This is a genomic window from Microbacterium deferens, assembly GCF_045517775.1.
Classification (GTDB): domain Bacteria; phylum Actinomycetota; class Actinomycetes; order Actinomycetales; family Microbacteriaceae; genus Microbacterium.
In genome coordinates this window covers 900,748-919,572 of record NZ_JBEUWT010000001.1, presented here as the reverse complement: position 1 = coordinate 919,572, position 18,825 = coordinate 900,748, and the positions used below count along the sequence as shown (strand labels likewise).

Here is an 18,825-nt window from a genome sequence, read left to right as displayed (position 1 = left end):
AAGGTCTAGACGCCCAGCGTGCCGAGGTAGAGCTCGGTGACCTTGGGGTCGTTCAGCAGCTCGCGGCCCGTGCCGGTGTAGGCGTCGCGTCCCTGGTCGAGAACGTAGCCGCGGTCGCAGATCTGCAGGCAGCGGCGCGCGTTCTGCTCGACCATGATGCACGTCACCCCGGCTTTGTTGATCTCGGAGACGCGGATGAACGCTTCGTCCTGCCGCACGGGGGAGAGGCCCGCCGACGGCTCGTCGAGGAGCAGCACCTTCGGGTCCATCATCAGGGCGCGGCTCATCGCGACCATCTGCCGCTCGCCGCCCGAGAGAGAGCCGGCGCGCTGCTTCAGCCGCTTGCCGAGCTCGGCGAAGATGCCGGTGACGAACTCGAGTCGTTCCTTGTAGATCTTGGGGTTCTGATACAGCCCCATCTGCAGGTTCTCTTCGATCGTGAGACTGGGGAAGACGTTGTTCGTCTGGGGGATGAACCCCACGCCGCGACGCACCAGCTTGTCGGCCTTGAGCCCCGTGATCTCGTCGCCCTCCAGCGAGATGGTGCCGCCGCGGACGTTCACCTGCCCGAAGATGGCCTTCAGCAGCGTCGACTTGCCGGCGCCGTTCGGGCCGATGATGCCGATGAGCTCGCCCTGCTCGGCGACCAGCGAGCAGCCGTTGAGGATGTTCACGCCCGGCAGATATCCGGCGTGGACGTTGTCGACGACCACGACGGGCGTGGCGGTGGCGGTGGCGCTCATGCGCGGTTCCCTTCGTCTTCGGCTACGCCGTCTTCGACGAGGACCGTCGCATCGGCGTCGACGGATGCTTCGGCATCGGTGGTCGGGTCGACGTCGACGACGGCGACGCGGCCTGTGACGACCCCCAGGTCGAGGTCCTGGTGAGCGCCGAGGTAGGCATCGATCACGGCGGGATTCTTCATCACCGAGAGCGGATCTCCCTCCGCGACGATGCGACCCTCCGCCATCACGACGACCCAGTCGGCGATGTGGCGCACCATGTGCATATCGTGCTCGACGAAGAGCACGGTCATGCCGAGATCCTTCAGGTCGAGGATGTGGTCGAGGAGCGACTGCGTCAGTGCGGGGTTCACACCGGCCATCGGCTCATCGAGCATCACCAGGGTCGGATCGGTCATGAGCGACCGGGCCATCTCGAGGAGCTTGCGCTGACCACCCGACAGGGACGCGGCGAAGTCGTCGGCCTTCGCGTCGAGCTTGAACTTTGCGAGGAGCTTCATGGCCCGCGCTTCGATCTCTTCGTCCTGCTTGCGCCAGATCGCGGGGATGAGCCCCTGCCAGAAGTTCTCGCCGCGCTGCTTGCGTGCGCCGAGCTTCATGTTGTCGATCACGGTGAGCAGCCCGAGTGCCTTCGTGAGCTGGAAGGTGCGCACGAGGCCCATCCGCGACACCCGGTAAGCGGGGATGCCCGAGAGCGACCTGCCCTCGAACGTCCACGACCCGCTGTTGGGCTTGTCGAAGCCGGTCAGGAGGTTGAAGAGGGTGGTCTTCCCCGCTCCGTTCGGGCCGATCAGGGCGGTGATCGCGCCGCGGGGGATTTCGAGGTGCTCGACGTCGACCGCTGTCACACCTCCGAACGATCGAGTGATGCCGTCGGCGACGATGATCGGGTCGACCTTCTTGACGCCGGGGACCGCCTCCCCGATGTGCAGGCCGGTGGCCTTCGCGCGCGGGGTGGGGGACGTCAGCGGGGCGGGCTCGAGTGGAGCGTCGCTGGGGGAGGCGCTACTTGACAAAGGTCAGCTCCTTCTTGTTGCCGAGGATTCCCTGCGGCATGAAGATCACGAGCAGCATGAGTGCCACACCCACGAGGATGAAGCGCACCGTTCCCGCCTGGATCTCCGACATGAACGGGAGGACGCCCGCGCTCACGAGAGCGGGGAGGACGTTGGAGAGGAAGGTCTGCAGCACCCAGAAGATCAGCGATCCCAGGAGGGGCCCGAAGACCGTCGCCGCTCCACCGAGGAGGAGCGCCGTCCAGACGAAGAAGGTCAGCGACGTGACGTAGACGCCGGGGCTGACCGCCGAGGGCAGCGCGTAGACGATGCCGCCGGCCGCCGCGAGGACGCCACCGAGAACGAGTGCCTGCAGCTTGTAGGAGAAGACGTTCTTTCCGAGCGAACGTACGGCGTCCTCGTCCTCGCGGATTCCCTTCAACACGCGGCCCCAGGGGCTGCGGGTGACCATCCACACGACGAGTGCGGCGATCGCGAGGGTGACCAGACCCGTGATGCGTACCCACCAGTCGGTCTCGTTGTAGGTGAACGGACCGAAACCGTACGTGCCGGCCGGGATCGGGTTCGACGACCGGAAGCTCTCGTGGTAGCCGCTCAGGCCGTCCGCCGACCCGGTGACGTCTTCGAACGCCGTCGTCAGGAACAGCAGACGAACGACCTCCGCGGCGGCGATGGTGACGATCGCGAGATAGTCACCGCGCAGTCGCAGCGTGGGTATGCCGAGGATGAGGGCGAAAACGGCGGAGGCGACGAGCCCGATGAGGGCCGCGAGCCACCAGGGGAGTCCGAAGCTCAGTACCGAGATGGCGTACCCGTAGGCGCCGATCGCCATGAAGCCGGCGATGCCCATGTTGATGAGTCCGCCGTAGCCGAAGTGCACGGCCAGGCCGAGTGCCGCCAGCGCGTAGCCGAGGGTTGCGGGGCTGAGGATCGAGGATGCGGTGTTCGAGAGGATCTGGAGCCAGTCCATGATTCGCGCCTAACCTATTCTTTCGCGGCGGCCGAGGATGCCTTGCGGGCGGAACAGCAGGATCACGATGAGGACGACCAGCGCTGTGGCGTACTTTAGATCCGAGGGGACGCCGAACAGGGTCGAGACCTCGACGAGGAGGCCGACGATGATCGAACCGACGAGCGCGCCGAGTGCGGTGCCGAGCCCGCCGAGCGTGACGGCGGCGAACATGAGCAGCAGCACCTGCGCACCCATGTCCCACTTGATGCCCGGGCGGTAGTAGGCGTAGAGCACGCCGGCGAGGGCCGCAAGGCCTCCCGCCACCACCCACACGACTCGGACGACGTAGTCCACGTCGATGCCCGACGCCGAGGCGAGCGAGGGGTTGTCGGAGATGGCTCGAGTGGCCTTGCCGAGTCGCGAGAACGTGAGCCAGAGGGCGAACGCGACGATCACGACGATCGAGATGGCGATGGAGACCATGTCGATGACGCTCAGCTGCACGACGCCGAACAGCGGGATCTTCGGCTCGGAGGCGTACGGCAGCTGGCTCGTGCCGCCGCCGATGAAGTACTGGAAGATGTAGCGCATCGCGAGCGAGAGACCGATGCTGACGATCATCAGCTGCACGGCTCCCACCCGCTTTCGCCGAAGAGGCCGCCAGAGGATCATGTCGAGGATGAGCCCCAACCCGCCGCCGAGGATGACGGCGAGGGGGAAGCCCAGCCACACGGGGAGCGCGAGCGTCGCCGGTCCCACGAGGAACAGGGCGATGACCGCACCGAAGGTGACCATCTCGCCGTGGGCGAAGTTCGAGATGCCGGTCGTACCGAAGACCAGGGACAGTCCGACCGCGGCCAGGGCGAGCATGAGGCCGAAGCTGAGACCCTGAACGACGCGCTGGACGAGCTGGTCGGCGAAACCGGTGACGCTGCGTTCTCCCTCGCCGATGAAGAAGTTGACGCTGACGCGACCGCCGGCTCCCACCTCCACTTCCTTGGCGTTCGGGGTGTCGTCTTCCGGGTCGACGACCGCGATGCCGTCGGGCAGGGTGGTCTCGTCGAGCGTGACGACGTATTCCTCGCCGCGCTCGGGAACACCGACACGCCACTGGCCCTCGGCGTCGGTCTCGACTTTCTGCTCACCGCCAGGACCGGTCACGACGAGGACGACGCCCTCCAAGGGTTCGCCGTCGAGTTGGACGTTGCCGCTGATGCGGTAAGGGTCGTCTTCGGCCGCGTGCGCCGGCGTCACGCCGGCGAAAAGCCCGAGCAGCGTCAGCATGAGTGCGATGACCGCTGGGATGACTCCCGCGCGAACTCGTGGTGGCGCGGTGGTGGTGGGTCTCACGGATCCTCCAGTCGGGGGCGCCGACATCGAGTCGCATCGGCGATGATGAAGACGTTACGAGCGTAATGTGTCGTCGGTGTTTCACAGCGAAACCCGAAGATCGCAGGAACGCTGAGGGGAATACTAGGTCGGTCACGGCCGTGTCGGGGTATTTCCGGGAATGAACTAGGGTTCCGCGCGATTAGAATCGGTGTCGGCGCGCGAGCAGCGCACCGGCCGTCGTCGTCCTTTCGAGCAACGCGCCGCGCGCGCAGGAGAACGAGAACCATGGAGCACAACGATCCCTTCGGCTTCGTAGGCCTCACCTACGACGACGTCCTCCTCCTTCCGGGGCACACGGATGTGATCCCGAGTGAGGCCGACACCTCCTCTCGTGTGTCACGGCGCATCACCGTCGCGACACCGCTGCTCTCGAGCGCGATGGACACCGTCACCGAGGCGCGTCTCGCGATCGCGATCGCGCGCGAGGGCGGGCTGGGCATCATCCACCGCAACCTGTCGATCGAAGACCAGGCAGCGCACGTCGACCGCGTCAAGCGCAGCGAGTCGGGGATGATCTCCGACCCGATCACGACCACCGCCGACGCGACGATCGAAGAGGTCAACGATCTCTGCGCGAAGTACCGCATCTCGGGTCTGCCCGTCGTCGACGACGACGGCCGGCTCGTCGGCATCGTCACCAACCGCGACATGCGCTTCGTCTCGGGCTTCGAGCGCCAGACGACGCTCGTGAAGGACGTCATGACGACCGAGGGCCTCATCACCGGCCCCGTCGGCATCAGCGCGAACGAGGTCATCGCGACGTTCGCGAAGCACCGTGTCGAGAAGCTCCCGCTCGTCGACGACGACGGGAAGCTCGCCGGACTCATCACGATCAAAGACTTCGACAAGAGCGAGAAGTACCCCCTCGCCACCAAGGACGAGCACGGCCGCCTCCGCGTCGGTGCGGCGATCGGCTTCTTCGGCGACGCGTGGGAGCGCGCCGAGGCCCTCCGCGACGCGGGCGTCGACGCGCTGGTCGTCGACACCGCCAACGGCCAGTCGGCGGGTGTGATCGATCTGGTCCGCCGGCTCAAAGCCGACCCGACGTTCGACCACATCGACGTCATCGGCGGCAACGTCGCCACCCGGGAGGGTGCGCAGGCACTCGTCGACGCGGGCGTGGACGCGGTGAAGGTGGGCGTCGGACCGGGCTCCATCTGCACCACCCGCGTCGTCGCCGGTGTCGGCGTTCCGCAGGTCACCGCCGTCTACGAAGCATCCCTCGCTGCCCGTGAGGCGGGCGTGCCGGTGATCGCCGACGGTGGTCTGCAGTACTCGGGCGACATCGCCAAGGCCCTCGTCGCCGGGGCCGACACCGTCATGCTCGGATCGCTCCTCGCCGGAACCGACGAGTCGCCCGGCGAGATCGTCTTCCAGGGCGGCAAGCAGTTCAAGCAGTACCGCGGCATGGGTTCGCTCGGAGCCATGCAGACGCGCGGTAAGAAGACGTCCTACTCCAAGGACCGCTACTTCCAGGCCGACGTGCCCAGCGACGACAAGCTCATCGCCGAAGGCATCGAGGGGCAGGTCGCGTACCGCGGCCCCGTCGCCGCTGTTGCTTATCAGCTCGTCGGTGGTCTGCGGCAGTCGATGTTCTATGTCGGCGCCCGCACGATCGACGAGCTGAAGGCCAAGGGCAAGTTCGTGCGCATCACCGCGGCGGGTCTGAAGGAGTCGCACCCGCACGACGTGCAGATCGTCGTCGAGGCGCCCAACTACAAGAAGTAGCGGCGCTACGCTGTGCGGATGTTCGCGCGGCGTACGCATTCGGATGCCACCCAGTCGACGGGTCGGCTCGAGGCTTTCACCGACGGGGTGTTCGCCATCGCGGCGACCCTGCTCGTGCTCGATCTGACGTCGCACTCGATCGGGACGGTGGCGTCGGACGGCGACCTGCTCGCCGGCCTGCGCGACATGAGCGGGTTGTTCCTCAACTTCGTGCTGAGCTTCGTGCTGCTGTGCCTGCTGTGGATGACACACACGCAGCAGTTCGAGAACGTCGCCCGCGTCGACGGCGTGATCGTCTGGCTCAACAACGCCCGGCTGCTGTTCATCGTGCTCATCCCGTTCGTGACGGGGCTCACCACGGAGTACTCGGCGTTCCTCATCGGCCGGGTCGCGATGCCCGTGACGTTCTTCTTCGCCGTCGTGATCAGCTGGCTGCAGTGGATGTGGGCCTGTCGCCACAGGGAACGGATGCTGCCGGACCTCACCGACGTCCAGGCCACCGCGATCGGTCGGGCGGGGCTGAGCGCCGTGCTCATCTCGGTCGCCGTCATCGCGCTGTCGACCTACGCGGGATCGATCGCTTTCGCGCTCTTCCTCCTCGATCCGGTCGTCACCCGAATGCTGCAACGCGGTCTTCCGCGCGACTCCGCCGCATCCTGACTTCTGCTCGAGACAGGCGAATCGGCCAAGACGCGCGGCCTGGCGATGCGTCTCGCCCGGCAACAGTGTTTCGGCGGGGCCCGGGGGGATGTCAGGCCGCGCGGGTAGGCTGAGGGGGTGAGTATGGAGATCGATCTCGGCCGCGCCAAGCGCGCTCGCCGCGCCTACACGTTCGACGACATCGCGGTCGTGCCGTCACGGCGCACGCGCAACCCCGAAGACGTCTCGACGGCGTGGACGATCGATGCGTTCCAGTTCTCGATCCCCGTGCTCGGCGCACCGATGGACTCCGTCGTCAGCCCGCGCACCGCGATCATGCTGGGTCAGCTCGGCGGTCTCGGCGTGCTCGACCTCGAAGGGCTGTGGACGCGGTACGACGACCCCGAGCCGCTCCTGGCCGAGATCGCCTCGCTCGGCGACGGCGAGGCCACCCGCCGCATGCAGGAGCTCTACGCCGAACCCATCAAGCCCGAGCTCGTGCGCGACCGCCTCGCCGAGATCCGCGCCGCGGGCGTCACCGTCGCGGGCTCGCTCACCCCGCAGCGAACCCAGGACCTCTACGAGACCGTCGTGGCCGCGGGGGTCGACCTGTTCGTCATCCGCGGCACCACGGTGTCGGCCGAGCACGTGTCGTCGGTCGACCAGCCGCTGAACCTCAAGAAGTTCATCTACGACCTCGACGTGCCCGTCATCGTCGGCGGTGCGGCGACGTACACGGCCGCCCTGCACCTCATGCGTACGGGCGCCGCGGGCGTGCTGGTGGGCTTCGGCGGTGGGGCGGCGTCGACGACGCGCGCCACTCTGGGGCTGCACGCGCCGATGGCGACCGCCGTCGCCGATGTCGCGGGTGCTCGTCGCGACTACCTCGACGAATCGGGCGGACGCTACGTGCACGTCATCGCCGACGGGGGAGTCGGCACCTCGGGCGATATCGTCAAGGCGCTCGCGATGGGCGCCGACGCCGTCATGCTCGGCGTCGCGCTCGCCCGTGCGACCGATGCGCCCGGGCACGGCTACCACTGGGGCCCTGAGGCGCACCACCCGCAGCTCCCGCGGGGACGTCGTGTGCGGGTCTCGCAGGTCGGCCCTCTCGAGGAAGTGCTCTACGGGCCGGCGCCCGTGGCCGACGGCACCGCGAATCTCATCGGAGCGCTTCGCAAATCCATGGCGACCACGGGGTACTCCGACCTCAAGGAATTCCAGCGCGTGGAGGTCGTCGTCGCGCCCTACGGCCACTGATGACCGACCCGGCCCCGAGCGCACCCCGTGACGATGCAGCCGTGACCGCGTCGATGATCGACCCCGTCAAGGCCTACGCCCCCACGTTGCGCGAGGTGATGCTGCGGCCCCGGTGGATCGGCGTGCTCGCCGTCTGCCTCGTCGTGGCCGGTGTCTTCGCGTGGCTCGGTCAGTGGCAGCTCAGTCGGGCGATCGACACCTCGCCGCCCCCGCCGGGGTCGACCGAGGTCGTGCGTCCGATCGCCGATGTCGTCGCGCCGGGAGAGTACCTCGAGGAGCCCCTCGTGGGGCAGCGGGTCGACGTGTCGGGCACCTGGGTGCCCGACGACTTCATCGTCGTCTCCTCCCGCTTCAACGACGGCGTCGCGGGCTACTGGGTCACCGGTCAGCTCCGCGTCACCGATTCACCGTCGCCGGTCTCGCTGGCCGTCGCGGTGGGATGGACGAGCGACAAGGCGCAGGCGGAGTCCGCCGCATCCGCCCTCTCTGCCCAGGCCGCCGCGTCCCCGGCGCTCGCGGATCTGACGGGGCGCATCATCTCGGACGAGGGGGCCGCCGTCCCCGCCAAGACCGACCCGCAGGAGATCCCGAGGATGTCGCCCGCCGCTCTGCTCTCGCGGTGGCACGACACGGCCGGTCTCGAGGTCTACCGCCCCTACCTGACGGCGGCCGAGCCGCTGGGCGGACTCGAGGCCATCTCGTCGCCCGCGCCCGCCGAGGGTTCGAACGTCAACTGGCTCAACATCTTCTATGCGGCGGAGTGGGCCGTCTTCGCGGGATTCGCCTTCTACCTCTGGTACCGCCTGGCCCGCGACGCCTGGGAGAAGGAGATCGAAGACCTCGAGGATGCTGCCGGAGACGCCGCGGCGTGAGGGGCGCGCCGCCCGGTCGGGCGGTGGCGCTCCGGTTCAGGGCAGGTCGAGTCCCAGTCGGTGCAGATCGGCCGTCGTGATCCGCGAACCATCCGCGCCGAGGCGGTCGACCTCGTCGCGGAGGCCGCGGACCTCTTCGGTGAGGGCGCTGATGGCGGTCTGAGCGTGGTGGAGGGCGACCGCGAGCATCCGAACGGGATTCTCGTCGTCCTCGACATGGCCCACGACGGGCATCGCCACGGACTCCCCGTCCAGGGCGATGGCGATGAGCGCCGAGTTCTGCTCGGCGAGATGCAGGTTGTCGGTCACGGTCTCTCCCAGAGGAAGGCTGCAGCGAGAATCCCACGTCGTGCCGAGCGTGGAGCTCGCGGCGAGCAGTCTGCGGGGTTCAGCCGGGGGCTGGGGCTTGCGGCGAGGCTACTCGCCTCCCGCCCCCTCCGCACGTGATCGCCGTGATCCATAGAAGAGTCCCAGTGGATGCGTCGTGGGCTCAGTCATGGGTGAACGGCGGGTGTCGCACCAGCGAACGACGAGGGCTCCACACGGGGCGGTGAGACTGCCCCGAGAACAACAATCTTCGATGCAGATGAATGTTCTCGGAACGGGCGCTTGATCTCACCGATCCGCCTCGGGCGGGCCCCCGCGCCCCGCCACAATCGGGGTGAACCCGCTACCCGAGCGGGCCGGCGCCCCCGTGCGCTTTTCTGCCGGTGTCGATCCGGCCCACTTGAGAGGTGTTCCGCGTGCCTCGATTCGCGCGTCCCGCAATGATCACGGCCGGCTGCCTGGCCGTCGTGATCGGACTGACCAGTTTCGGAGGCGGCGTCGCCGTCGCCGCCGGGGGAGGGCTCGCCCCGCCGGCCGTCGACCCCAAGACCGTCCACGCGCCCACCGCGGTGCCCGACCGGGTGATCCTGACCCCGACGGCGACCCCGACGACGAGCCAGTCGGTGACCTGGCGCACCTCCGACGCGGTCACCACGCCTCGCGTCGAATGGGCTCTGAGCGGGCCCAGCACGCCGAGCGGTGCGCAGTCCGTCGATGCGGCCTCGACCGTCCGGTACGACGCCGACCTCGGTTACCAGGTCGCGCACCACACCGCCACGATCGCGGGACTGACGGCGGATACGACCTACATCTACCGGGTGGGCGACGGCGAGACGTGGGGGGAGTGGCTGGAGTTCACCACCGCGAGCGACACCCCCGGCAACTTCAGCTTCCTCGTGCAGGGCGACGCGCAGAACGACAACAAGGCCTACACGTCGCGCACCTTCCGGGCCGCCTTCGAGGCCCGGCCTTACGCGCGGGCGGTGGTCCACGCCGGCGACCTCATCGACACCGACAACAGCGACGCCGAGTGGGGTGAGTGGCACGAGGCTGCGGCGTTCTCGAACCAGTACCTCAACGTGCTGGCCGCGACGGGCAACCACGAGTACTGGCCGTCCGCCGTGCTCTCGCGCAACTGGCGCGCGCAGTTCGAGTACCCGTTGAACGGGCCCGCGTCGCAGCCGACCCTGAGCGAGACCGTCTACTACGTCGACTACCAGGGCGTGCGGTTCATCACCCTCGACTCGACCCAGGCGGGTGTCGCCGCCGCGCGCGACGCGCAGACCGCGTGGCTCGACGGCGTGCTCGCCGACAACCCGAACCAGTGGACGGTCGTGACGTTCCACCACCCGATGTACTCGGTCACCAGCGGCCGTGACAACGCGGTGCTCCGCAACGCCTGGCAGCCGCTCTTCGAGAAGTACGACGTCGACCTGGTCGTGCAGGGTCACGACCACGCCTACGGTCGAGGCAACCTCGTCGCGAACGAGCAGAACCTGCCCGGGGGTGCTGATCCCGCCACGAGCCACACGGGTCCGGTCTACCTCGTGAGCGTGGCGGGGCCGAAGATGTACATCCCCGACCCGGCGGGCGCGAACAACTGGACCGCGAACGGTGCGAACCTGCGTGTGGTCGGCCGCGATGTGCAGCTGTTCCAGACGGTCGACGTGACCTCGGACGGGCGCATGCACGTCGAGGCGCGCACGGTCGACGGCGCACTGTTCGATGCCTTCACGATCAAGAAGGATGCTGCGGGCGCCAAGCTCGTGACCACCGACGACACCGCCTGGACGGGCGGGCCCGGGTCGACCCGCGACGGCGTCGCTGCCCCCGGCACCCCTGACCCGGAACCGACGCCCGAGCCCACCCCGACGCCGACGAGCACGCCGGAGCCGACTGCGACGCCGGAGCCGACTTCTACGCCGGAGCCGACTTCTACGCCGGAGCCGACTTCTACGCCGGAGCCGACCTCGACGCCGGAGCCGACTTCCACGCCGGAGCCGACCTCGACGCCGGAGCCGACTTCCACGCCGGAGCCGACCTCGACGCCGGAGCCGACCTCCACGCCGGAGCCGACCACGGTTCCGACGCCGACCGGTCAGCCCACCACCACGCCGACCCCCGCACCCACCCCGGGCAGCGGTGGCACCGCGACGGCGATGATGATCGGCGACAGCGTGGTGGCGCCGGGCGGTTCGCTCTCCGTGTCGGGCACCGGCTTCACGCCGGGTGAGCGCGTCGCCATCGAGCTTCACTCGGCGCCGGTCACGCTCGCGCTGAGCACCGCCGACGCGAGCGGCGCGATCGCCGCAGAGGTGACCATCCCGGCGGGCACCGAGCCCGGCGAGCACACGATCGTGTTGACCGGTCTCGACTCCGGCCGCACCGCCAGCGCGGCGATCACCGTCACGCAGGCGTCGACCGGCGCTGCCGCAACCCTCCCCGCCACCGGCGCCGCGCTGCCCGTCAGCCTCATGGTCCTCGGTGGCGCACTCGCCATCGGCGGCGGGGTCATCGTCAGCCGCTCCGTCCTCCGCAACCGAAAGGCCTCCTGATCATGGCTCGCTTCCGCACAGCCGGCCGCGTCCTGGCCGCCGGCGTCGCCTTCGGCGTCATCGCTGCGAGCGGCGTGCTCGTCGCCACGGCGCCCGCATCCGCAGCATCCGTCCCCGCGGCGGAGCGCTACGCGCCGCACATCGTGCCCGACCGCATCACCCTGCTCCCCGGGGCCGACCCCACGACGCAACAGGTCGTGTCGTGGCGATCGTCGACCGGGGTGCGCCAGGGCGTCATCGAGTACCGCACGATGACCGCCGAGCCCTACCCGGGCGGGATCGTGTCGCTCGACGCGCAGCAGCGGGTCGAGCAGGTGACGAAGTTCGGCTACACGAACGTCGTGCATACGGCCACCCTTTCCGGCCTGCGCCCGGGTGTCACCTACATGTACCGCGTCGGCGACGGCACGAACTTCAGCGAGTGGCAGGACTTCGACACCTCCGCCGCCGACGACGCCGACACGTTCTCGTTCCTCTACTTCGGGGACGTGCAGAACGGCATCCTCAGCGACGCCTCCCGCGTCGTCCGCAACGCCTTCCGCGACCGGCCCAATGCCGACCTCGTGCTCCAGATCGGCGACCTCGTGAACGACGCGGAGGCCGACGATCAGTGGGGCGAGCTGTACGAGGCGTTCTCGTACGGTCTCGGCACGCAGGAGTTGCTCACGACACCGGGCAACCACGAGTACGAGGGGCGCCTGTCACCGCAGTGGGACAGCATGTACACCTACCCCGACAACGGTCCGCAGGGCGAGGGGTCGATCTACGACGAGCTCGACGGCACGGTCTACTACACCGACCACGAGGGCGTGCGCTTCATCTCCCTCAACAGCAACGTCTCCTCGACCGAGGGGCTGAAGGTGCAGGGCGACTGGCTGCAGAAGGTGCTCGATGAGAGCACGCAGCAGTGGACCGTCGTGTACTTCCACCACCCCGTGTACTCGCTCGACGAGGGGCGCAACAACCTCGGTATCCGCCAGCAGTGGGGACCGATCCTCGAGCGCAACAACGTCGACCTCGTGCTCAACGGTCATGACCACGCGTACGGTCGGGGCAATCTGCTCGCGAACGAGAAGAACCTGCCCGCGGGCGCGGACCCCGAGCTGAGCTCGACCGGCCCCGTGTACGTCACCTCGAGCGTCGGATCGAAGTTCTACAACGCAGGTCCCCGTCACTGGAACGAGAACGAAGGACACCTCCGGCGTCTCGAGGCCGGTCTGCAGACGTACCAGATGATCGACGTCAGCGGCGGAACGATGCGCTTCGAGTCGCGCACGGCCGACGGCGCCTTCTTCGACGGATTCACGATCACGAAGAGCGGTGACACCAAGCTCGTCGTCGACGGCGTCGAGCCGCAGGTCATCGACCCCGGTACCCCCTCGCCGTGCCTCGGCTGCGAGAACCCCAACCCCACCGACCCCACGGATCCGACCGACCCCGAGGTGCCCGCGGGCGAGTTCGACTACGAGCAGACCGCCCAACTCGACGCGGTCATGCCGAACGGCACGGCGGGTGCTTCCTCCACGGCCGCCCTCCCCGCGGGCGTGGCGTACGACCAGAAGCGCGACGTGCTCTACCTGGGCGACCAGAACGGGCGCAAGATCTTCGAGATCGACCCCGACACCGACGCGGTGCTCCGCGAGATGACTCTGCCCGAGAACATCCGCGATCTGGGCATCGACGAGGAGAACAAGCTGCTCTACGTGGGTCAGCAGAACAAGAACTGGGTCGTCGTCTCGATCGCCGATGAGACGTTCGGGCAGGTCGTGCGGGGTCCGTATCCGATCATCGAGTCGCAGCGCTCGATCGATGTCGACCCGAAGAACGACTACGTCTACGTGGCGGTGCCCGCGCGCGGCGTGGAGGTGTTCCGGGCATCGACCGGTCAGTCGCTCGGCGTGATCAACGGAACGAAGGATTCCTACTACGTCGCGGCCGACCCCCAGACGGGCACGATCGTGACCACGAAGTTCCAGGGAGTGCCGGGAACCCCCGACCTCCAGGCCTTCGCGGCGAACGACGGCTTCTCCCTCGTGTGGGAGAAGGAGGTGCGCGCGGGAGCCCGCCAGGTCGACATCGACAGCGAGCACGGTCTGCTCTACGTCGGGTACACCGGCACGTCGGCCGATCGCGGCGGCTTCTCGGTGCACGCGCTCACCAGCGGTGCATCGCTGGTCGACAAGGTGGGTCCGGAGTTCGGCAAGGACGGCTACGGCATCGTCGTGGACGAGGAGGACCAGCGGGTCTTCGTCGCCAACCGCGACTTCCGCCTCAACCCTCCGGGCGAGGAGCTGGTGCCGTTCGCGGTCACCGAGAGCACCCGCATCGCAGAGCCCGAGGCCGAGACCTTCGCGTACGAGAAGCTCGCGGACCTCGACTCGGTGATGCCGAACAGCTCGACGGATGCGGCGCACAAGGCCGCTCTGCCTGCGGGCGTGGCGTACGACCAGAAGCGTGATGTGCTCTACCTGGGCGACCAGAACTCGCGCCAGATCTTCGAGATCGACCCCGACTCCGACCAGGTGCGTCGATCGATGACCCTGCCGGAGAACATCCGCGATCTGGGCATCGACGAGGACAAGCAGCTGCTGTACGTGGGTCAGCAGAACAAGAACTGGATCGTGGTGTCGATCGCCGATGAGACGTTCGGGCAGGTCGTGCGGGGTCCGTATCCGATCATCGAGTCGCAGCGCTCGATCGATGTCGACCCGAAGAACGACTACGTCTACGTGGCGGTGCCCGCGCGCGGCGTGGAGGTGTTCCGGGCATCGACCGGTCAGTCGCTCGGCGTGATCAACGGAACGAAGGACTCGTACTACGTCGCGGCCGACCCCCAGACGGGCACGATCGTGACCACGAAGTTCCAGGGAGTGCCGGGAACCCCCGACCTCCAGGCCTTCGCGGCGAACGACGGCTTCTCCCTCGTGTGGGAGAAGGAGGTGCGCGCGGGAGCCCGCCAGGTCGACATCGACAGCGAGCACGGTCTGCTCTACGTCGGGTACACCGGCACGTCGGCCGATCGCGGCGGCTTCTCGGTGCACGCGCTCACCAGCGGTGCATCGCTGGTCGACAAGGTGGGTCCGGAGTTCGGCAAGGACGGCTACGGCATCGTCGTGGACGAGGAGGACCAGCGGGTCTTCGTCGCCAACCGCGACTTCCGCCTCAACCCTCCGGGCGAGGAGCTGGAGCCGAAGGCGGTGACCGTCAGCATCCGCACCGGTGACGGAGAGCCGACCGAGCCCGAAGAGCCCACGGACCCCGAGGAACCCACCGAGCCCGAGGTGCCCACCGAAGACCCGTGGACGGCGACCGCGCTGGCCGCGATCCCGACCGCGACGGCTGAGGGCGCGACCGAGATCCGCCCCGTCGGCTCGGCAGTCGACCCCGCGACCGGCCTGGTCTACCTCGCCGACGAGCAGCGGCCCGCCCGTGTGCACGTCGTCGATCCGAAGACCGACACGATCGTGCGCACCCTGTCGGCGCCGACGACCGACCCGGTGAAGGACGGTCTGCGCGACATCGCCTTCGACGCAGCCACGGGGCATCTCACGGTCGCCTTCGGCGACAACTGGGTGGTCATGGACGCGCAGACCGGTGCCAGGGTCGCGGGACCGTTCGCCTTCTCGTCGGGCGGGGTCCGCGGGATGGACGTCGATTTCGCGGGCGGACGGGTCTTCGCAGGCCTCCGCGGCAGCGGATTCGACGTGCGAGATGCCGCGACGGGTGCGCTCATCCGTGCCGTCGAGGCGCCGGCCGACGGCGGTGCTTGGCGCACCCACGGTGTCGCGTACGACGCGGTGAACGACCTCATCTACGTCAGCAACAGCGACACCGCCGAATCCACCCAGGGGATCCGTGTCTACAGCGGCGCCGACTACTCGCTGGTCGACACGCTCGACGTCGCGGGGGCCGACTTCCGGTCGATCGCGGTGGACCCCGCGACCGACACGGTCGTCGTCGGACACCAGAGCACGACGTTCGACAACTCGGGGGTCTCGATCTATCACGCCGACGGACTCGGCCTGGTCGAGCGCCTCGAGGAGCACCGATACGGCAACAAGGTCTACGGGGTCTCGATCGACCCGAAGACCCACCGGCTGTACGTCTCGGCGCGCGATCGGTATCCCTCGGGCCTGGTGCGGGTGACGCTTCCGGCGGCACTGCCCGAACCCGAGGTTCCGGTCGAGCCGTGGATCGCGCGCGGGCTCACCGCCATCCCGACCGAGGGTGAGGAGCCGCAGATCCTCCCCGTCGGCACGACGGTCGACCCCGCGACGGGCGACCTGTTCGTCGCGAACGAGATGCGCCCGGCGCGGATCCACATCGTGGATCCGGTGGCCGACGTGGTCAAGCGAACGATCGTCGTGCCCGAGGGACTCACGGGCGACGGATTGCGCGACATCGCCTACGACGCCGCGAACAAGGTGCTCTACGTCGCTTACGGCAGCAATTGGGTCGTGCTGAACGCCGAGACCGGAGCGGTCGTCCGTGGTCCGTTCGCGTTCTCGGGAGGGGTGCGCGGCATGGACGTCGATCTCGGGCGCGGCCTCGTCTACGGCGGAACGCGCGGCACCGGCTTCGACGTCGCCGACGCGAACACGGGCGAGCTGAAGCAGACTGTCGCCGGCGTCGCGGACGGGGGCGCGTGGCGCACGCACGGTGTCGCATACGACGCGGCGAGCGACCTGTTGTACATCAGCAACAGCGACGCCAGCGGCTCGACCGAGGGCATCCGCGTGTACGGCGGCGCAGACCTGGCTCTCCAGAAGCGTCAGAGCGTCGCGAACGCGGACTACCGCTCGATCGCGGTGGACGGCGGCCTGGTGGTCGTCGGAAACCAGAGCACCACCTTCGAGCAGTCGGGGGCGACGGTGTTCTCGGCCTCCGATCTGAGCGTGGTGCGGCGGCTCTCGGCGCACGCGTACGGCAACAAGGTCTACGGCGTCTCGATCGATGCCGACCGCGACCTGCTGTACGTCTCGGCGCGCGATCGGTACCCGACCGGCCTCATCCAGGTCACGCTGCCGAAGAGCTGATCGTTCGACATCGACCGACCGCCCTCTCCCCGCGCGGGGGAGGGCGGTCGGCGATTTCGCCGCCGTCTAGAATGGAGCCCATGCCTCGAGCCCCGAAACTCGCATCATTTCCTGCGATCCGCGGAGCCCTGAAGTTCTACCAGATCTGCTCGGTCATCACCGGCGTCGGCCTCCTGCTGCTCCTGACCGAGATGATCCTGAAGTACACCCCGCTGCACGTCGAGCTCTTCGCCGGCGGAACGCGCGGTTTCCTGTACTTCGCCCCGGCGATCCCCGGTCCGGCCTGCGAATGGTTCTCGCTCTTCCTGCCGGGGGGCAACGGGTGCGAGATCGTCTCCACCGGTGACGGCGTCAACATCTCTCTCGCGATCCTCGTCGTTCACGGATGGTTCTACGTCGTCTACCTGTTCTCGTGCTTCCGCATCTGGAGCCTCATGCGCTGGCCCTTCCCGCGGTTCATCCTGCTCGCCCTCGGCGGCGTCGTACCGTTCCTCTCCTTCTTCCTCGAGGCCATCACGGCCCGGAAGGTCACCACCTACCTCGCAGAACGCGAGGCGGCCGAAGCATCCGTTTCCGCACCGGAAGGCACCCGTTGACCGAACAGACCGAGACCTCCCAACGTCCCGTCCTCGTCGTCGACTTCGGCGCGCAGTACGCGCAGCTGATCGCTCGTCGCGTCCGCGAGGCCGGTGTCTACAGCGAGATCGTTCCTCACACGGCCACGGCCGCCGAGATCGCCGCCAAGAGCCCGGTGGGCATCATCCTCTCCGGGGGCCCGTCGTCGGTGTACGAGCCGGGCGCTCCGTCGCTCGATTCGGGGGTGTTCGACCTCGACGTTCCCACGCTCGGCATCTGCTACGGCTTCCAGGTCATGGCGAAGGCGCTCGGCGGCGAGGTCGCGAACACCGGCCTGCGCGAGTACGGCGCGACCGATGCCACGATCGTCACCGAGGGCACTCTGCTCGACGGTCAGCCCGCCGAGCAGAACGTGTGGATGAGTCACGGCGACCAGGTCTCGCGCGCCCCCGAGGGGTTCGACGTGTTGGCTCGCACCGCCGCGACCCCGGTCGCCGCCTTCTCGAATGACTCCCGCCGCATGTACGGCGTGCAGTGGCACCCCGAGGTGAAGCACTCCGACCACGGTCAGCGTGTGATCGAGAACTTCCTCCACAAGGCCGCGGGCCTGCCCGCCGACTGGAACAGCGGCAACGTCATCGCCGAGCAGGTCGACCGCATCCGCGAGCAGATCGGCTCGGCACGCGTCATCTCCGCGCTCTCGGGCGGGGTCGACTCCGCCGTCTCGACCGCGCTGGTGCACAAGGCCGTCGGTGATCAGCTCACCGCGATCTTCGTCGACCACGGGCTGCTGCGAAAGGGTGAGCGCGAACAGGTCGAGAACGACTACGTCGCCTCGACCGGCGTTCGCCTGATCACCGTCGACGCGCGCGAGCAGTTCCTCGAGGCGCTGGCCGGCGTCAGCGACCCCGAGCAGAAGCGCAAGATCATCGGGCGCGAGTTCATCCGGTCGTTCGAGGCCGCCGAGCGCGACCTCGTCGCCGAGGCCGCCGCAGACGGCGAGCCGATCCGGTTCCTCGTGCAGGGGACGCTGTACCCCGACGTCGTCGAATCCGGTGGCGGTGCGGGCACCGCGAACATCAAGAGCCACCACAACGTCGGGGGCCTTCCCGAAGACCTCCAGTTCGAACTCGTCGAGCCGCTGCGCACCCTCTTCAAAGACGAGGTGCGGGCGATCGGGCGCGAACTCGGTCTTCCCGAGGCGATCGTCGGCCGCCAGCCGTTTCCGGGGCCCGGCCTCGGCATCCGGATCGTCGGTGAGGTCACCGCTGACCGCCTCGAGATTCTGCGTGACGCCGACGCCATCGCGCGAGCAGAGCTGACCAAGGCCGGCCTCGACAACGAGATCTGGCAGTGCCCCGTCGTGCTGCTCGCCGACGTACGATCCGTCGGCGTGCAGGGCGACGGCCGCACCTACGGGCATCCGATCGTGCTGCGCCCCGTGTCGAGCGAAGACGCGATGACGGCCGACTGGACGCGCCTGCCCTACGACGTGCTGTCGAAGATCAGCAACCGCATCACCAACGAGGTCCGCGACGTCAACCGTGTCGTGCTCGACGTGACGTCGAAGCCGCCGGGGACGATCGAGTGGGAGTGAGCCGCCGGGTTCGTGCTGCGGCGCGGTCGACGGCGGGCTCCGTGATGTCGTCTTCGGTCGGCCCGGAGCGTGAGATCGATGCGCCTGCAGCCGCCAGCCGTCTGCTGCCCGGCGGCGCTGCCACGAGCCTCA

The 18,825-nt window shown here is 68.5% G+C and carries 13 protein-coding genes; 8 read left to right on the top strand and 5 right to left on the bottom strand.

Annotated elements, in window-relative coordinates:
• Positions 1-5 precede the first annotated feature (5 nt).
• From ABTU82_RS04405 to ABTU82_RS04390, 4 genes are read right to left on the bottom strand one after another with little or no spacing between them, the layout of a single operon-like run.
• Positions 6-743, bottom strand: a complete 738-nt coding sequence (locus tag ABTU82_RS04405) for an ABC transporter ATP-binding protein (protein WP_116648663.1) — start codon at positions 741-743, stop codon at positions 6-8.
• Entirely contained in the window at positions 740-1,711 is a 972-nt protein-coding gene (locus tag ABTU82_RS04400; RefSeq protein ID WP_116648684.1) for an ABC transporter ATP-binding protein, read from the bottom strand. Before ABTU82_RS04400 ends, ABTU82_RS04405 begins: the two co-directional genes overlap by 4 nt.
• 37 nt (positions 1,712-1,748) lie before the next feature.
• Complete coding sequence (locus ABTU82_RS04395) at positions 1,749-2,729, bottom strand: branched-chain amino acid ABC transporter permease (protein WP_116648664.1); 981 nt, start codon at positions 2,727-2,729, stop codon at positions 1,749-1,751.
• A gap of 9 nt (positions 2,730-2,738) precedes the next feature.
• Entirely contained in the window at positions 2,739-3,995 is a 1,257-nt protein-coding gene (locus ABTU82_RS04390; RefSeq protein WP_116648665.1) for a branched-chain amino acid ABC transporter permease, read from the bottom strand.
• A gap of 333 nt (positions 3,996-4,328) precedes the next feature.
• On the opposite strand from ABTU82_RS04390, the gene guaB reads away from it, so the two are divergent.
• The 4 genes from guaB (at position 4,329) to ABTU82_RS04370 (ending at position 8,602) form a co-directional block, all read left to right on the top strand.
• Positions 4,329-5,831, top strand: coding sequence for an IMP dehydrogenase (gene guaB / locus ABTU82_RS04385; RefSeq protein ID WP_407171967.1), 1,503 nt, complete (start codon positions 4,329-4,331; stop codon positions 5,829-5,831).
• 18 nt (positions 5,832-5,849) lie between these two features.
• The gene (locus ABTU82_RS04380) at positions 5,850-6,491 is read left to right on the top strand and encodes a TMEM175 family protein (RefSeq protein ID WP_407171966.1); all 642 of its coding nucleotides are present in this window, start codon (positions 5,850-5,852) and stop codon (positions 6,489-6,491) included.
• A gap of 123 nt (positions 6,492-6,614) precedes the next feature.
• A complete protein-coding gene (locus ABTU82_RS04375) occupies positions 6,615-7,730 on the top strand; it encodes a GuaB3 family IMP dehydrogenase-related protein (RefSeq protein WP_116648668.1) in 1,116 nt (371 codons plus the stop codon).
• Between the two features lie 98 nt (positions 7,731-7,828).
• Complete coding sequence (locus ABTU82_RS04370) at positions 7,829-8,602, top strand: SURF1 family protein (RefSeq protein WP_116648685.1); 774 nt, start codon at positions 7,829-7,831, stop codon at positions 8,600-8,602.
• 36 nt (positions 8,603-8,638) lie between these two features.
• Here the strand turns inward: ABTU82_RS04370 and ABTU82_RS04365 are convergent, their stop codons facing one another.
• On the bottom strand, positions 8,639-8,911 hold the full coding sequence (locus ABTU82_RS04365) for a hypothetical protein (RefSeq protein ID WP_407171965.1): 273 nt from the start codon (positions 8,909-8,911) through the stop codon (positions 8,639-8,641).
• A gap of 434 nt (positions 8,912-9,345) precedes the next feature.
• Between ABTU82_RS04365 and ABTU82_RS04360 the strand changes: the two genes are divergently transcribed.
• The 4 genes from ABTU82_RS04360 (at position 9,346) to guaA (ending at position 18,693) form a co-directional block, all read left to right on the top strand.
• Positions 9,346-11,484 carry a fibronectin type III domain-containing protein gene (locus ABTU82_RS04360; protein ID WP_407171964.1) on the top strand — a complete coding sequence of 713 codons (2,139 nt, stop codon included), beginning with the start codon at positions 9,346-9,348 and terminating at the stop codon, positions 11,482-11,484.
• A 2-nt stretch (positions 11,485-11,486) separates the two neighbouring features.
• Complete coding sequence (locus tag ABTU82_RS04355; RefSeq protein ID WP_407171963.1) at positions 11,487-16,520, top strand: metallophosphoesterase; 5,034 nt, start codon at positions 11,487-11,489, stop codon at positions 16,518-16,520.
• Between the two features lie 80 nt (positions 16,521-16,600).
• On the top strand, positions 16,601-17,116 hold the full coding sequence (locus ABTU82_RS04350; protein ID WP_116645929.1) for a DUF3817 domain-containing protein: 516 nt from the start codon (positions 16,601-16,603) through the stop codon (positions 17,114-17,116).
• Positions 17,113-18,693 (top strand): glutamine-hydrolyzing GMP synthase, encoded by a 1,581-nt coding sequence (gene guaA / locus ABTU82_RS04345; RefSeq protein WP_407171960.1) that lies wholly within the window; start codon positions 17,113-17,115, stop codon positions 18,691-18,693. Before ABTU82_RS04350 ends, guaA begins: the two co-directional genes overlap by 4 nt.
• Positions 18,694-18,825: the final 132 nt, after the last annotated feature.

Excerpts from the sequence above, each read along its gene's own strand:
- ABTU82_RS04350 (WP_116645929.1), top strand. The coding sequence starts at position 16,601 with ATGCCTCGAGCCCCGAAACTCGCATCATTTCCTGCGATCCGCGGAGCC.
- ABTU82_RS04370 (WP_116648685.1), top strand. The coding sequence starts at position 7,829 with ATGCTGCGGCCCCGGTGGATCGGCGTGCTCGCCGTCTGCCTCGTCGTG.
- ABTU82_RS04380 (WP_407171966.1), top strand. The coding sequence starts at position 5,850 with ATGTTCGCGCGGCGTACGCATTCGGATGCCACCCAGTCGACGGGTCGG.
- ABTU82_RS04375 (WP_116648668.1), top strand. The coding sequence starts at position 6,615 with ATGGAGATCGATCTCGGCCGCGCCAAGCGCGCTCGCCGCGCCTACACG.
- ABTU82_RS04405 (WP_116648663.1), bottom strand. The coding sequence starts at position 743 with ATGAGCGCCACCGCCACCGCCACGCCCGTCGTGGTCGTCGACAACGTC.
- guaB (WP_407171967.1), top strand. The coding sequence starts at position 4,329 with ATGGAGCACAACGATCCCTTCGGCTTCGTAGGCCTCACCTACGACGAC.
- ABTU82_RS04395 (WP_116648664.1), bottom strand. The coding sequence starts at position 2,729 with ATGGACTGGCTCCAGATCCTCTCGAACACCGCATCCTCGATCCTCAGC.
- ABTU82_RS04355 (WP_407171963.1), top strand. The coding sequence starts at position 11,487 with ATGGCTCGCTTCCGCACAGCCGGCCGCGTCCTGGCCGCCGGCGTCGCC.
- ABTU82_RS04390 (WP_116648665.1), bottom strand. The coding sequence starts at position 3,995 with ATGCTGACGCTGCTCGGGCTTTTCGCCGGCGTGACGCCGGCGCACGCG.